Origin of the sequence: Paraburkholderia acidicola (assembly GCF_002362315.1) — a bacterium.
In the GTDB taxonomy this organism is placed as follows: domain Bacteria; phylum Pseudomonadota; class Gammaproteobacteria; order Burkholderiales; family Burkholderiaceae; genus Paraburkholderia; species Paraburkholderia acidicola.
The window spans coordinates 1,707,323-1,722,715 of the sequence record NZ_MTZV01000006.1; the positions used below are offsets into that span (position 1 = coordinate 1,707,323).

A 15,393-nucleotide genomic window follows, 5' to 3' on the forward strand; every position below is an offset into this window, starting at 1 on the left:
TGACTCCCCGTGGGCCTTGTCCAGGGGCAGGTCGTACCCCTGCGCAACAAGACAAAAAGTCTGCTTGTCATTCCGACGGCCGGACACTGGACGTACGGGCCGCCGGGTCAACGTATCTTCAAACGTCGGCCCCACGAGAATAGGAGCTGCGCGCCTCCAGCCAAGCTAACGCCAAGCGTGCTCTGGTACCCGCGTTCAGCTTGCGAAGACCAACTTCCCGAGCCATCGCAAGTACACCGGATACTTCGTCGTGCCCCGCACGCATCATTTCACATGCGAGTGCTAGAAGTTCAGCAAGCGAAATTTCATCGACAGACCGAGCCGCGCCATCCACAGGTCGCCGGAATCTAATCTGCACATCACCGGAGTCGCCTTTAGCATGAAAGAACGTACCCACATCCTCTGCATCTCCCTTGTAGTGCTGAGATGCTAGCCGTATTACACGGTCCTGAATTTTTGCGCCGGTTCGAACCCAGCCATGAGCTCGCGCGATACGACGCGCCAAAACCTCATCCCGAACCGGACCCTCCACACGTACTACATGTTCAATCAAACGCAAAAGCATCGGGTCGTATGCGACGTCGAAGAATGCGTTGGCATCAACTTCGTAACCCTCCACCGCAAGGTCGACCTCGACGAAGCGCGCCTCGATTTGGTCGTTCGAATGCGCCGCGACCGCATTGCATCCATAAGTGGTCGGAGGCATCGCGCTGTCTTCTGGCTTATCAGTCGTGGCTTCGACGTGCTCAACAGTGTCTATTGAATTGCCTGCCCTCTCGTCAGGCATTGCCATGACGTTCGCGATGACCTGCTCTGCCAGGACGCTCGCTTCTTGCACGGTTTTTGCCCGATTTGCGCGTTGCCCATTCAACAAAGCATTGAGCTGGTCGTGAATCTGCTCGGCGGTTCCCTGCATATCAATCCACCAGTCGGTCGACCAGATGCGCAAAATGTCCCAGCCAAGCCCACGCAACACTTGCTCACGCAACTTGTCCCGGTCGCGTGCTGTGGCGGAACGATGATAAGTTGCTCCGTCACATTCGACACCCGCGAGGTATCGACCTGGAGCGTCCGGGTCGACGACGCCAAGGTCGATACGGAAGGCCGATACACCGACCTGAGAATGCAACGCCCATCCCTTCTGAGTCAACGCAATCGCGACGGCCTTTTCGAAAGGACTTTCAAAGTCGCCAACGCTGCCCGCGACCACTTCGCCCAATGCACGTGCACCGCGGTCCGCAAACTCGAGGAAGTGTTTCAAATCGCGTACACCCAGTGCCTGCGTTCTCGACAGGTCCATCTGTTCCGGCCTGAAGCTGCCAAAGACGCGCAACTCCTGACGGGCACGGGTGATGGCAACGTTCAATCGACGCTCACCGCCCTGCTGGTTCATTGGCCCGAAGTTCATCGGCATCGTGCCATCGATACCTGGACCATAGGTGATGGAGAAGTACATGACGTCCCGCTCATCACCTTGCACGCTTTCGAGATTCTTGACGAATACTGGTTCAAGCTGCGCCTCAAGGAAGTACGGTTCGATAGTCGGGTCCTTACGGCGCTCCTCGTCCAGTAAGTCCTCGATAAGAGATTGCTGCTCGGCGTTGAACGTGACGACGCCAATAGTGAGTCCACTATCACGGAAGCCCGACGACTTCATTCTGCCAACAAGGTCGGCGACGAGCGCTTTCGCTTCCGGCTTGTTTGTCCGAGCGCCACCGCGTTCGTACTGTCCGTTCGAGACGTGGTTAAAGCTCACTGCCCGATCGCTCGTCACCGGGCTTGGGAACGTTACGAGGTCCCCACCGTAATAGCGATAATTTGAGAACGCAATCAGGCTTTCGTGACGACTCCGATAGTGCCACGACAGCTTCATCGTCGGCAGGTTTGCACCGATACACTCTTCGAGAATACTTTCGAGCTCGGTCTCGACATCGACGTCGTCGACGTCAGACTCCGCCCGGTCGAAGAAACTTGTTGGCGGCAGTTGCTTCGGGTCACCCACCATGATTACCTGTTTCGCGCGCGCCATGGCGCCGATAGCGTCCCACACCGGAATCTGAGAGGCCTCGTCGAAAACAACCACATCGAAATTGGCTGTTTCCGCCGGCAGATACTGGGCGATGGACAGTGGACTCATTAATAGACACGGCGTCAGACGCATCACCGCACTCGAAGCTTGCGACATCAGTTCACGAAGCGGCAGATGGCGAGTCTTCTTCTGCATTTCATATCGTAGAAGACCCCACTCTGAGCTCCGAGATACCCGCTCTGGAGAAGGGTGCCCAGCAGAAAGCTGCGCTCGGACCCACGCCTGCGTAAGATTAATGAAGCGTTCGTCGAGCTCGCGGAAATCGCGAATGCGCTTTTCGTGCTCCGCAGACACGAATGTGCGCAGAACCTCGTCGGCATCGACCACTGCGTTGAGCCACCAACGGCAATAATCTGTCTCGAACGTCTCCTGGACGCGGCCTAGCTGAACTTCGCCCTGTTCGAGCCCGCTGACGATGGGAGCGAGTCCGAGCGAAAACGCCTGCTGACGCGCCTTGCGCCAGGCGCACCATGCGTGCAAACGATTTGCCGAGCGAATTACGTCGTCTGCCCGCTTTGCCATTTGCGTTGGCAGCAGCTCCCCGAGCGTCGCCTTGTCGAACTCGGGTACTCCGCTCGCGCGGGAGAAACGCGCGACCGCATCGTTCAATACCTGTAGTGCCCCGATATAAGTGTGGCCCGCTCCGGCGACAACACCGGTTGGTTCCAGAAGAACGTTGCTGTCGCCAAGCAAAAGTCCGACTGGGGCCTTTACTGCCGCGAGTGTTTCGGGGTTGCTAGCGAGGTTGGCAAGCGCCGCCGACAATGCCTCGAAGAACTTGAGGACAGGTTCGATTCCCTCAATTTTTGTTTGCAGGCCACTCCACAGACCAGACGTCTTGGCATTCAAGTCCTGGTAGTCCTGCAAACGACCTTGCAGCGAGACCATCTCACGCATCTTTTTCAAGTCGGCAGCGGCGGTCGCGCCAGCGCAACCATTTTCAATGGCGACCAACCCCTCGTCCTGCCAATTGCTAGTGGCACGGGCGGCCGCCAATGCGCCTTGGTAAATGACATAGGTTTTCGCAAGGGTCAGGTCAGTTTCGTAGCCAGACCAGACGCCGTCCGTCTCACCGCCAAGCACAGTCAACCGGGTTACGATCCGGTCAATCTGGCGCATTTCGCGCATGCGCTGAAGGTCCTCGCGCGCGGCATCGCCACATTGTCCGTGGCTCACAGGGTCGAGACCGACGTCCTCCCAAGTACCCCGAACGCGGGCCTGCTTAAGCGCTCCCTGGAACCCAAGCGATGCACGCGCAACGTCTAGCTCTGTTTTCAGTCCGGCCCAAGCATTGGAGGTGAGTAGCGACAGGTCGTCGAGTGCTCTGATATCAGTTTGGAGCGCGTCTATCTTCACGAGACGCTCGATGTCGGCGCCAATGTCTGGCTCCGCTCCCCCGTTTGCCAGCTCCTTCAGCTTCTTGGTCAGAGCACGGCGTCGCATCATGCTCATCGGCCACGACGAGTCTTCCAGTTCGCGCCAATCCGACTGGAGTTGCCGAACGATTGCCGTAGAAATCTCCTCTCTGTAGGACAATGTCATCTGGCCCAGCAATTCTTGCCGGTCGCGCAACAGCACGACGCCCAACGAAAGTCGGGAACACAAGGTATCGCTCCACGGCCGCGAAAGCTGTGCCTGCAGCTCGGCATATCTAGTCAGATGAGCAACACCAAGTCGTATGTCTTCGAGGACCTGGCCGCCACGAGGCAATGACAGGGAGCCGTGTAGCTCGCGGTGGCGTTCAACTAGCAGAACGGCCTGACGCAAGCTATCAGCAATCGTCTTCGCATCCGGCCGCAAAACGAACCGCCAATCGCGGCCTGACGCAGCAGGCAGCGTCGTCGCGAGTAACCGAAGACCTTCGCGAATTCGTGGTTCCAACGGCAATGCCGGCAGTCCAATCGCTGTCCTCAGCGCTTCAACTGCTGCTTCATATTTGTCGGTAGCAGGGCTGACACCGCGAGCCGCGTCCAGAAGTGCCGCCTGCCAAAGGGGTGACCATTCGATCTGGGAGATGTGGGCCAGAGGGCTTTCGGTAAGTTGTCGCTCTCCCATGACTTTTGCGTGGACGTCGAGAAGCTCGGCCGTCTCACGAAGCATCCGCATCGCTTCCGAGTTATGGATTTGCGCAGATGACCAGGATAGCTGGAGGACGGGCAAGTCGTGCCCAGCCACCACCTTGCCGATCGCTTCGTAGACGCTCAGTCCGTTCGAATGGCGAAGATGCAACCGTTCGACGTAGCCATTCAACTGCGAACGAAGCCCCTCAAGACGGACAGCTTCAGCGTGCCATTCGTCAGGTGCCATCGCTGAGGTGGCGTCCCACGAGGTTCGAAGTTGTTCCAGCACCTCCGTCTTGCGTGCCTTGCTCGAATGCAACTCGAGACAGAAGTTACCGAGGCCAACGTCGGCGAGGCGTCGGTACACGACATCGAGCGCTGCCATCTTCTGCGACACGAAGAGAACGCGCTTACGTTCAGCCAGGCATTGGGCGATAAGATTCGAGATGGTTTGGCTCTTGCCCGTGCCCGGCGGGCCAATCAGGACAAAGTCTTTGCCCTTACTCCCAGCCACAACTGCTGATAATTGTGAGGAGTCGGCCGGCAGCGGACAGAACGTCTCCTTCACCGGAAGCTCGACATCCAGCCTGCGAACATCAGGAAATTCGACGGTGCTTTCATACGCATCACGCGGTGTCTCGATAAGGTGACGGACCACGGCGTTCTGTTTCAACTGCTCCGTACGTTCGGTCAAGTCCTTCCACATCAGATACTTGGCAAACGAGAACGTGGCAAGCACAACGTCTTCCGCAACTTCCCAACCTTTTATGTCCTTCACTGCGCTGGACACGGTCTTCCATATTCCCGCGATGTCGAGGCCGGAGTCGTCCTTCGGCAACTCCGTGTCTCGCACACCAAGCTCGAGCTCAAAGTCCTGCCGCAGCATTTCGAGGAGCGTCGGATTAAAACGTGCCTCATCATCGTACAGCTTCAGACTGAAGCCTGAGCGCGCACTGCGACGTTCAAGCGACACCGGGACCAAGATGAGAGGCGCGCGGTACTTCTTGTCATCCCTATCATCCCGAGTCCACGACAAAAAGCCAAGCGCAAGGTACAACGTATTGGAACCACCCTCCTGAAGGGTAGTCCGCGAAGTCCGGAAAAGCTCGACGAGGCGCGAGTCCATTTCGTCCTGAGGCAGACCGACGAATACCTCTTTGCGCTTCAGTGCATCAAGCGCATGCTGGCGGTGAATATTCTCGCGCTCGCGTCCCTCGTGGATAGACTGACTGCGAGGGTCGTTGCCGTCCATCAGGTCGGGACGGGTCAAAAGCTTTACAGCATGGCCCTCCGAGAGAATGTCTTCCAGATGACCGGCGTCAGGGGCATCGAGCTTCAGCGACTTCTTCCCCGCCTTGAAGCTGAGCAAATTGTTTCGCAGTGACAGGTCAAGAAGCTTGCGCTGCCATCGGGTCAGCCGGTCTTCGGGACGCTCAGGTGCGTCATTAGCTTGCCCCTCGTCCAGTTCGTCAGGTAGGTCGGGCGCCTGTTCGAAGGCTGCCTCGATGGTTTCGGATTCTGTTCCCACTGTGCCTCGCGCGACCGCCTGCTCGCTCGCCAACGGTTTGATGCGTTGCAGCCGAGCACGTCTGATATCGACTGCCAGTTGGAACTTCTGCTCCTCTTCCTCGGAAATCTGCTCTTCGCCACGGGAAATCGCATAGCTGAAGACGGGAAGCGGACGTTGTGTCAGCAGCGTCGACTCGAAAAGCACCATCTCTTTGAGCTTCACGCGTTTGCGCAGCGCCGTTATGTCGTCCACGACAGACGTCGAAAATTCTTCGGCCTTCAGCCAGACACCTGGAAACGCGTGCCCCTGTGTAAACACGAGCACGGAATTGAGGCCGGCCTGCTCAAGCGCTGCACACATGAATAATGCGAGGTCGAGGCACGTTCCAAGCCCCGAATCGACAATCTGACTGGGACCGCGGACCTTCTGGCCGGTATGTTCGAAACTGGCCGGCGGCAACGCGTAGTCGAGCCCCATCGCGCCGACGGCGTTCCAGATGGCGGACGCGAGTTCCCATGCCCGCCGAGCTCCGCCCTGATAGCCATCAAGTGCCCCAGGCTTCCCAGCTTTCCTAAGGACTTCTGCGGCCTGCTTCAGCACTCGTTCGATGGCCGGTTCGTTCGGTTGGACGAACGCAGCGACCATATCTGGGAGGGATGAAAGACCACCCCATTGGTTGCGCGGAAGGAGTTCGACCGTCGACTCGCTCGACGCGAGCTCGACCGGGACTTCCTGCCCTGTAATCAACTGGAGCCTTACGACCGCTTTCTCGGATTCGGTCAGACGGCTGAGTAGCGGGCCGTCGAGCGAAAGGTCAAGGTCGTTGATGCGTACTGCTTGCCCGGCACCGACATGGTCAATGTGCCAGGTTTTTGGCTTTAGGAATGAAGGTTCGGACGATGCGATTAGCCGCAATCCCGTGATTTCAGCCTCGGTGTCGTTCACAACAGACAACTCGCGGACGACGGGTACGGCATTCTGGAAGTCGGCCAGATTGACCTTGCCGGCAAGCGTGGCCTGAATCTGCACGCAACGCGGCTCCTCCGGCGTACCCGCCGGCTCGACACTAATGCTGTCCATCTGGCCTCCGAATCGGCTTTGCCGATTTCGCTCTCTCGATTCTGATTTCGCTGCCGACCACCCAGATTCAAATCGCCGAATAGGCCAACAAATAGCTGGCTACTTGCAGGTTATCCCAGCAGCCCAGATTCTGGCGGACGCGCCCCACGACATGATCGCATAAATAGACTCGACAGCAACAATACCGGCTTGTTGCCCGCTTCCGCACTGGTGTCAAAATGCGACGCAACAGCCACGACGATATCGGTCATGTCAAAGAACGCGCTCATCGCCGGACTGCGGCAGCCAAAAGAGCCGCAACAACGCAAAAAACGCGCGGCTTCCCTGAAGTGGAAGACTAATATGAAGTGCAGCAGCAACTTAGAGTTCAGTCGAACAGCCTCGCTGACGAACCTCCTACCCCGCGGAGAAGATTCTTGAAATTCATTCACGCCGCAGACATACATCTTGACGGCCCGTTGCTGGGATTAAGCATCTACCGCTTCCTCTCATACTTCTTCCAATACCCAAACGCCTCCTCATGGCACTCCAGGTCCAGCTCTGACACACGCGCCTGCAAGCGCTCCTGAGCATCCTGAATCGCGATGTTGTAAATCACAGGCCCAAGCTCTTCCACGAAGAAATTCAGCAGCGCGCCAGCCTGGATATTACCGATGCGCTCTTCATGGTTCTCAGTGAAGTACCGCTGGATAGATTCAATTGCTTCCTTGCGTACGTCCTTGTCCAGTTCAATCGCCATGGCGTAGTCGCTCCGCTGTCACGAGGGCTGATGATATAAGCGCACAAAACCGACGCGCCGCTCCGATAAATCGATTATGCCGCAGCCCATTCACCTCACATCGACCCGAACAGCGCAGTCACCCAGTCGACGAACACCCGCACCTTGGTGCTATATCGACGGCTAGGCGGATACACCACGTACACATCCATTGGATCGGGTCGCCACTCGGTGAGAACAGGCACCAGTTTCTTCTGCCTGATAAACGGTCGCACCATGAAGTCCAGCGTGTGCACGATGCCGAGACCCGCAAGCGCCGTGGCAAGATGCGCATTGCTTTCGCTAACGATCACATCGTTACGCACCTGGTCGAGCGTCAGCACCTCGTCGCCTCGCCGGAAAGCAAGCCGTTGCGTAGTACCGCGGCTTGCCGAGAAGTAGCCGACCACAGGCATGTCCTTATCGACGATTTCCTGCGGATGTTTGGGCGTGCCGTACTTCGCCAGACACGCCGGCGTCGCGCACGTTGTCCATATAAGCCCGCCGATGCGGTGCGTGATCAAACCGGGATCGTCGGCGGTGCTGCGAATCGCGCAGTCGATGTTCTCCGCGATGAGATCGGCGGTCCGGTCCGTCACGCTCAACTGCACCTGGATGTCCGGATACCGCTCGCGAAACGCCGGCAGCGCAGGAATCAGGATGCCGCTCGCGGTCGACCCGCCCATATCGACCCTGAGTGCGCCGCGCGGACTCGCCTGGGCACGGCCCAGCGTCGCTTCGATGTCATCGAGTTCGCTGAGCAGATGGCGGGTGCGTTCGTAGTACGCGGCACCGTCGGTGGTTACGCTAACGCTTCTCGTACTGCGTTCCAGCAGTTTCACGCCAAGGTGCGCCTCCAGCGATTTGATCCACTTGCTCACCGTGGCATTGGGCATCTTCAGCGAGAGCGCGGCGCGTCCGAAACCGCCCGTTTCGACGACGCGGGCAAAAATGCGGATGGCCTGCAGATGATCCATCGGTTCGACTCCAGAATGACGTGCGACGGCGTCCATTATTCACATCTGTGTATAAAGAATCCACAGATAGCCTATTTATATCCGTACGTGTTTTCAATAAGCTGCAGTTATTGAACCCGGCCGCAAGGAGGCCAGCCATGACTGCTTCGCTCTACACCAACATCCACACGACAAAACATGCCGGCAAGGTTGCGCTCGTCACCGGCGGCAGCACCGGTATCGGTCTTGCTACGGCAAAGCGTCTCGCTCGCGAGGGCGCCACGGTATTCATCACCGGGCGGCGCCAGGCGGAGCTCGATGCCGCAGTCGCCGAAATCGGCCACGGCGCCACGGCGATTCGTGGCGATATCTCGGTGGCGGCCGATCTCGAGCGCATCGTGAAGGTCGTATCGGCGGCTCGCGAGCGAATCGATATCCTGTTCGCCAACGCCGGCGGCGGCGAATTCGTGCCGCTTGGCGAAATCACCGAAGCGCAATTCGACAAGTACGTCGGCATCAACATGAAAGGCACGCTGTTCACCGTGCAAAGCGCGCTGCCGTTCATGCCTGCGGGCAGTTCGATCGTGATCACCGGTTCGATCACATCGGTACAAGGTGTGCCGGCATTCGGCGTCTATGCGGCCACGAAGGCTGCCTTGCGCTCATTTGCGCGCACCTGGTCGTCGGATCTCAAAGGACGCAACATCCGCGTCAATGTCGTCGCGCCGGGCGTGGTCCCTACGCCTGCCTACACGACCGAGCTCAAGATGACCGATGAGCAGATCGAGGCCTACAGCCAGCAAATGTCCGCAACGACGCCGCTGGGCCGCGTCGGCACCACCGACGAAATCGCCAAAGCCGTGTCCTTTCTCGCCTCCGACGATGCGAGCTATATCACCGGTATCGAGTTGTTTGTCGACGGCGGCCTCGTGCAGGTCTGATTGATCAACGCGGCACAAACGGAAAACCATCATGAGTTCAGCAGAGAACCTTCGCGTTGCCCAATTGTTCCTTGAAAAAATGGGCTCGGGAGCGAGCGTCGATGAGATTGCAGCGTTGTGCGCCGCCGATCTCGACTTCAACATTCCGGGCGATACCGGCGTGCTGCCCTGGGTCGGTCACAAGACGGGACGTGAGGCCATGTCCGATTTCGTGAGCGGTATACGGGCTTCGGTCGAGAGCGTCAGTTTCAACATTCAGGATGTCCTTGCAAGCGACGCAAGGGCCGTCGTTCTCGGCCACCTGCAATCGCGAATCAAAGCCACCGGCAAACTGATCGACACCGCATTCGCGTTCGTCCTGACGTTCTCCTCGGAGGGAAAGATCGCGAGCTTTCTGATGTTCGAAGACAGCTTCGCCGTATCGGTAGCGGCTCGACATTGATAGGCGTGCCTTCGACTACTCAAAGGAATCCGTGATGCATTTCACAGTGAATGAGCTTCTCAAACGAAACCTGCTCGGTATTTTCGGCGAGCGGGATGCCACAGCGCGCATGGCGGAACTGAAAGCTATCTGGCAGCCAGACGGTGTCTTCGTCGATCCGGACGGTCGACATGTCGGCATCGACGCCATCGACCAACGGGTTGCCCAGTTGCAGGCACGATTCCCCGGTTTCGATTTTGTCGAACGGGGAGATGTACAGGCCATGCATGGCGTCGGGCGCGTTGCATGGGGCTATGGGCCTGAAGACAATCCGTCCACTGTGACCGGCGTCGACGTCGCCGTCTCGCGCGACGGCAAGATTCAAGAGCTATACGTGTTTCTGGACTGACGAACTGCGCTCGTCGTAGTCACGTGTTCCGCCGCGCTGGTCGTACGCCCCGGTTTTGCACGGCCGCGGGGTTGCTGATAGCATCGGACGGCATCTGTAACGTTACGGACCCGCTGCAAGCCGATCATCGCTTCCCCACGCTTCTGCCCTTCCCGCCCGGCGCCGACCATGAACGCATCTCTTCTATCCGATGACAACCCGAGCCTGGGCGTCTACACGCGCGCGATCGGCAGCGGCACCGAGTGGTGGCGCGTATCGCTATCGGAGCGTGCGTTCATGTACCGGATCGAGCACGGCCGCGACGACGGTTCGGTTGATATCGACACCGTGGTCGATCAGGAGAATCTCGACGCGAAGCTGCAGAAGTGGCATCGCGAGGGCTATCTGTCCGAGGCGCAACGCGAGCAACTTGCCGCCGCGCCACAAGCCTCCGCCAATTTCATGGTCGACCTCGTACGCGCATCACATGCGTTCGCGCAATCAACTGTCAGCGCAGCTACGTCGCGAAGTACCGCTCAGGTGGTGACCATCGGTCGCATCGAAGTCCCGCTCGGCACACCGAACCCGCTCGTGCCCGCAGTCAACCCCGCGTGGCTCTTTACCGAACGTTTCAACGACATCATCGAGGACGTCGTCGAGAACCGCCGCGTGATGCTGATCGGACACACGGGCTCGGGCAAGACGAGTCTGATCGAACAGATCGCCGCGCGCGCGCAATACGGTGTGCTGCGCTCGAACATGAACGGCCAGACGACGGTCGGCGATTTCGTCGGCTTCTGGACCGTGAAGGGCGGCGAGACAGTATGGGTCGACGGAGTATTGCCCACCGCGATGCGCGAAGGACGCTGGCTGATCGTCGATGAGGTGGACTTTGCAGAACCGGCCATTCTCGCTGTGCTCACTGCCGTACTCGAGCCCGGCGGCCGGTTGCTGCTGAAAGAAAAAGGCAACGACATCGTCGAGCCGCATCCATCGTTCCGTCTCTTCGCCACGGCCAATGCGGTCGGCGCGATGAGCCAGTTCCGCCATCTGTACCAGGGCGCGAATCTGATGAACGAGGCGTTTCTCGATCGCTGGCGCGTGTATCTGATCGACTATCTGTCGCCTGATGAAGAAGCCGATGTGTTGATGCGCACGCTTGCACCGCATCTGTCGCAAACCATGGCCCACACGCTCGCAGCGATTGCCGCCGATTGCCGCGCCGCCTTCGCACGCGAGGACCTCGCGAGCGCATTCTCGACGCGCCGTCTGCTCGACTGGGCGCAACTGATGCTGCGCACCGGCGACCCCGAGCGCGCCGCGGACCCGGCCATCTATGCGAAGGTCAGCCCCGAAGATGCGGCGTTGATTCGCAGCATCATCCGTCATTACATCGCGACGCAGGCGTAGCGCCATGCAACCGGCACGCGGCACCGATACGTTCGGCTTCGAATCGACACTCGGCAAGATTGCGCGCGTGCTGACGGGTCAGTACGGCACCGCGGTTGCGTTTAGCCCCGAAGGGCCGCGCGTCGAGCGTGATCGCATCGTGATTCCGTCGTACGACATCTTCGACGAGCGCGATCGCGATACGCTCGTCGGCTACCTCGATCTGCTGGTCGCGCGTTCGAAATATTCGTCGAACGATGCACTTGCTGCGCTCGGCAACGGTACCGATGGGCGTCTTGCTCAGGCGATCGAAGATCAGCGTGTGTGTCGCCGGTTGCTCGACAACTATCCTGGCGCACGCTGGTTCATCGGTCAGTTGCGCCAACGTGCCGCGCAGGACGCACGTAACCGCTGGCAAAAGCTGTCGTGGCGCGACAAGCTCGTATGGCTCGTTGAGCGGCGTTTGTGGCTCGAATCGCCGGAACCCAGTGAACTGAGTCCATCGCTATCGGCCGCGTTGCATGCGGTCGATGAAACAATCGCCGCCGCCCGTTCGAGTCGCTCAACCGATGAGAGCATCGCCGCCGCGCGCGCCGTGATTGCAACGGTGCGCGCATTGTCATCGTCGGGCGGCGCGCACAACATGATGCTCACCGCAGGCGATGCTGACGGCTACGACGCGGAATCGGTGCCTGCAACGTTCGACGGACCGCCCAGTCATGGCGATGGCACCGCGGCGCCCGATAACGCGTCGGACGCATCCATCACGCAAGCCGCCAGTAGCAACGTCATCGATGGTGCTGGCATGGGTCACTCGCCGCTCGGTACGCCAGCGGAATCGGTTGCATCAGCGGTTGCCTCGGGTGGGTCGCAACCAGGCGGCCAATCGCGCCCGCTGCTCTCCGTTCCGCTCACCACAGAATTCGACCTCGTCACTGACCGCACCGGCCGCGGCGATGCGCGCAACTGGCACGCACTGCGTTCGCTCGCGCGCGCCGAAACGTCGCCGCTAAAAGCGAAGCTTGAACGCGCGCTCAAAGCCGACGAACTCACGCACTGGAAGCGCGAACAGGAACGCGGTGAAATCGATCGCACAGCGCTCGCGCGTCTTGCGATTGCGCCCGGTTATCGCACGCCATTCCGCGTAAAACGCGTGACGAAGGGACGCGATGCGGCCGTGACGCTGCTGATCGATCGCAGCGGCTCGATGGCGGGTAGAAAGATCGAACTCGCGCGCCTCTGCGTAGCTGCGCTGTGCGATGCGCTCACACAACTCGGCTTCGACTCGGAAGTGCTCGGCTACAGTTCGATCGAATCCGCGGAGATGCGGCTTCTGTACGAACGTCAACGCGCCAGCGGGGTTGATCTGAGCGCCTACAACCGCACAGTTGAACGGCTCGATCTGCAGATCTATAAACGCTTCGGCGCCGCCGATCTAAGCGGCCTCGCCGATATCGAGTGCGGTCACGAGAACCCCGATGGCGAAGCGCTCGCGTGGGCTGCCGGACGGCTCGCCGACCATCGCGCAGACCGCAAGATCCTGATGGTGCTCTCCGACGGCGACCCTGCTACCGGCGATGGCAACCCAGCCATCCTGCGCAGCGATCTGCACGCACGCATCGATGCGATCGGCCGTACAGGGATAGAGATCGTCGGTGTGGGCATACTCGATGATGCTGTCGAAACGTTCTATCCGCGCAGTATCGTCGTCAGGAAGCTGCATGAGCTGCCTGGTACCGCGTTTGGTGTTTTGAGCGCGATGTTGCTCGACCGTTGAGCGTTGCCGGGCGTTATACGTTTTCGCGCTAGCTAGCGCATCAACCGGTGTCGACTGACTACGGCAAAACCCAGCGCCACAGAACCTCGCGCCGACGCGTGCTGCGCCTCATACACACGCGATCGATCCGCTTCCGGTTGCGCCAGCAGCGCATACAGATCGGGACGGCGCGCGGCCAGCCATTGCCGGCCACGGCTTCGCTCGATCAACGCCAGATCGAGATTCGCTGCGGCATAAGCCCCCGGAGTCTCACTCGCCGCAAGCACCCGCCCCGACGGATCGACGATGAGCGCAGTCGCGTCTGTCGCCTGATCATTCGACGCTTCGTGGCCATCGCTGAAGACGATGAACATCCCGTTGTCGGCCGCGCGTGCGCACAGCCATCCGTGCATGCTTTCCATCGTGTCCGCGTCCGCAGGCGATCTCGATCGGTGCATCATCGGCAGCGGCTGCACCGGATGTTCGCCGGTGTGGCTCGCGCGCCCGGTCCGATGCGGCGCGATCAGCACGCTCGCGCCGAGCAGCGCCGTCATGCGAACGTTCTCGACCAGATAGCTGTCGCCGCCGGTCAGAATGCCGATCCGCACGCCCGATCCGGTATCGAACACGGTATAGCGGTCGCCGCTGACAATGCGCCGATGGTCCGCCGCATGCAGCTTGCGATGACAGTGCCGCGCGCCGTCCGGCAGACACACCACGTAGCTGTTGAAGAAACGCCCATCCGGCGCTCGTTCAATCAATCCGACACCGCATGCCACACCGGTACGCTCCACGGCCGCAGTGACAATGCGGATCGACGCGCCATCGAGCGGTTCCGCCAGCGCCTCGATCGAAACGCGATGCAGCTTCGTGATGTCGGCATAACCACTCAGGCATAGCTCCGGAAACACCGCGAGCGCAACACCGTCACGTGCCGCATCGGCGAGACAAGCCGCCACCCGTGCGGCGTTATGCGCGCCATCGCCGTCGCGCGAAACGAACGGCACCGATGCAACCCGCAGCATTGAGCCGGCCAAAATATTCTCCTCGAGTTGAATCGTTGAACACAGTGTTCCATTGGACCTCCCGGCATTCGATAAGTAAAATGAATGTTTTTACCGATCTGATTACTCTGCGGAATGGAACTCAAACTATTGCGTGCCTTTCTGACCGTCGCCGAAACCGGCCACTTCAGCCGCGCCGCGGACACGCTGCACATCACCCAGCCGGCGCTCAGCAAGCAGATCGTCGCGCTCGAAGCGACGCTCGGCGGCCGGTTGTTCGAGCGCGGGCGGCACGGCGCCGAACTGACGGTGTTCGGTGCAGGCTTTGCCGCAGATGCCAGATCGCTGGTGCGCGAAGCCGACGAGGTTCTCATGCGCGCCCGCGAAACGAGCAGCGGCAAGCGCGGTCATCTGCGCATCGGTCTTGGGCTTTCCACGCTCACGCTCACGCCCAGGCTGATCGCCGAATTCCGCCGACGTAATCCAGAAGTTGGTGTGACGTTGAATGATCTGTCGTCGGCGGAACAAAGCCGGTTACTGCTGTTGGGCAAGCTCGACGTCGGCTTTCTGCGGCTTCCCGCCGAAGCGGGCCTGTCCGCGTTTCCGGTTGTCGATGAGGCGCTCGCGCTCGCGGTGCCCGAGCACGCGCCGTGGAAACGCCTGCCCGCCAATCTGAACGAGTTGAACAAGATCGGCTTCATTGCGCTTGCACGGGGTCGTGGACCAGGGCTTGCCGCGCAGATCGACCGCTGGTGCGGCAAACACGACTTCGTCCCGCGCGTGATCCAGCACACCGACGATATCCAGTCCGTGCTCGCGGCCGTTGCAGCCGGCGTCGGTGCGGCGCTTCTACCGTCGCGGGTTCGATATCTGCTGCGCGATGCACGCGTCCTGTCGCTGCGCGACCCATCGGCGCGCTGGCACGTCGGTCTCGCGTGGCAGTCCGCGCGCGACGATGCAGTGGTCGAGCGCTTCGTTTCGTTCGTGCGCACCGCCATGAAGAAAAACACGCGTCGAGCGGACTGAATACGTGCGCGTACGG

The 15,393-nt window shown here is 60.0% G+C and carries 10 protein-coding genes; 6 read left to right on the forward strand and 4 right to left on the reverse strand.

All coding sequences use genetic code 11. The features are described from left to right. Positions 1-118 precede the first annotated feature (118 nt). The 3 genes from BWP39_RS26275 to BWP39_RS26285 form a co-directional block, all read right to left on the reverse strand. Entirely contained in the window at positions 119-6,739 is a 6,621-nt protein-coding gene (locus tag BWP39_RS26275; RefSeq protein ID WP_096725168.1) for a DUF3320 domain-containing protein, read from the reverse strand. Positions 6,740-7,214: 475 nt separating this feature from the next. Further along, positions 7,215-7,478: a DUF2164 domain-containing protein gene (locus BWP39_RS26280; protein WP_096725169.1), complete on the reverse strand. Its 264-nt coding sequence runs from the start codon at positions 7,476-7,478 to the stop codon at positions 7,215-7,217. A 95-nt stretch (positions 7,479-7,573) separates the two neighbouring features. Next, positions 7,574-8,473 (reverse strand): LysR family transcriptional regulator, encoded by a 900-nt coding sequence (locus BWP39_RS26285; RefSeq protein WP_096726188.1) that lies wholly within the window; start codon positions 8,471-8,473, stop codon positions 7,574-7,576. Positions 8,474-8,610: 137 nt separating this feature from the next. Here BWP39_RS26285 and BWP39_RS26290 point away from each other — a divergent pair, with 137 nt between their 5' ends. The 5 genes from BWP39_RS26290 to BWP39_RS26310 all read left to right on the forward strand — a co-directional run bounded on the left by BWP39_RS26290 (position 8,611) and on the right by BWP39_RS26310 (position 13,368). Next, positions 8,611-9,393, forward strand: a complete 783-nt coding sequence (locus BWP39_RS26290; RefSeq protein ID WP_096725170.1) for an SDR family oxidoreductase — start codon at positions 8,611-8,613, stop codon at positions 9,391-9,393. Positions 9,394-9,424: 31 nt separating this feature from the next. Continuing rightward, complete coding sequence (locus tag BWP39_RS26295) at positions 9,425-9,835, forward strand: nuclear transport factor 2 family protein (protein WP_096725171.1); 411 nt, start codon at positions 9,425-9,427, stop codon at positions 9,833-9,835. Between the two features lie 34 nt (positions 9,836-9,869). Next, complete coding sequence (locus tag BWP39_RS26300; RefSeq protein WP_096725172.1) at positions 9,870-10,223, forward strand: nuclear transport factor 2 family protein; 354 nt, start codon at positions 9,870-9,872, stop codon at positions 10,221-10,223. 168 nt (positions 10,224-10,391) lie between these two features. Beyond that, positions 10,392-11,612, forward strand: a complete 1,221-nt coding sequence (locus BWP39_RS26305; RefSeq protein WP_096725173.1) for an AAA family ATPase — start codon at positions 10,392-10,394, stop codon at positions 11,610-11,612. Between the two features lie 4 nt (positions 11,613-11,616). Beyond that, on the forward strand, positions 11,617-13,368 hold the full coding sequence (locus BWP39_RS26310) for a cobaltochelatase CobT-related protein (RefSeq protein ID WP_096725174.1): 1,752 nt from the start codon (positions 11,617-11,619) through the stop codon (positions 13,366-13,368). Between the two features lie 32 nt (positions 13,369-13,400). On the opposite strand, the gene BWP39_RS26315 is transcribed toward BWP39_RS26310, so the two are convergent. Then, positions 13,401-14,384, reverse strand: coding sequence for a nitrilase-related carbon-nitrogen hydrolase (locus tag BWP39_RS26315; RefSeq protein WP_207557115.1), 984 nt, complete (start codon positions 14,382-14,384; stop codon positions 13,401-13,403). A 102-nt stretch (positions 14,385-14,486) separates the two neighbouring features. Here BWP39_RS26315 and BWP39_RS26320 point away from each other — a divergent pair, with 102 nt between their 5' ends. Further along, entirely contained in the window at positions 14,487-15,377 is an 891-nt protein-coding gene (locus BWP39_RS26320) for a LysR family transcriptional regulator (protein ID WP_096725176.1), read from the forward strand. The last annotated feature ends 16 nt before the right edge of the window (positions 15,378-15,393 follow it).

Excerpts from the sequence above, each read along its gene's own strand:
- BWP39_RS26275 (WP_096725168.1), bottom strand. The coding sequence starts at position 6,739 with ATGGACAGCATTAGTGTCGAGCCGGCGGGTACGCCGGAGGAGCCGCGT.
- BWP39_RS26280 (WP_096725169.1), bottom strand. The coding sequence starts at position 7,478 with ATGGCGATTGAACTGGACAAGGACGTACGCAAGGAAGCAATTGAATCT.
- BWP39_RS26285 (WP_096726188.1), bottom strand. The coding sequence starts at position 8,473 with ATGGATCATCTGCAGGCCATCCGCATTTTTGCCCGCGTCGTCGAAACG.
- BWP39_RS26290 (WP_096725170.1), top strand. The coding sequence starts at position 8,611 with ATGACTGCTTCGCTCTACACCAACATCCACACGACAAAACATGCCGGC.
- BWP39_RS26295 (WP_096725171.1), top strand. The coding sequence starts at position 9,425 with ATGAGTTCAGCAGAGAACCTTCGCGTTGCCCAATTGTTCCTTGAAAAA.
- BWP39_RS26300 (WP_096725172.1), top strand. The coding sequence starts at position 9,870 with ATGCATTTCACAGTGAATGAGCTTCTCAAACGAAACCTGCTCGGTATT.
- BWP39_RS26305 (WP_096725173.1), top strand. The coding sequence starts at position 10,392 with ATGAACGCATCTCTTCTATCCGATGACAACCCGAGCCTGGGCGTCTAC.
- BWP39_RS26310 (WP_096725174.1), top strand. The coding sequence starts at position 11,617 with ATGCAACCGGCACGCGGCACCGATACGTTCGGCTTCGAATCGACACTC.
- BWP39_RS26320 (WP_096725176.1), top strand. The coding sequence starts at position 14,487 with ATGGAACTCAAACTATTGCGTGCCTTTCTGACCGTCGCCGAAACCGGC.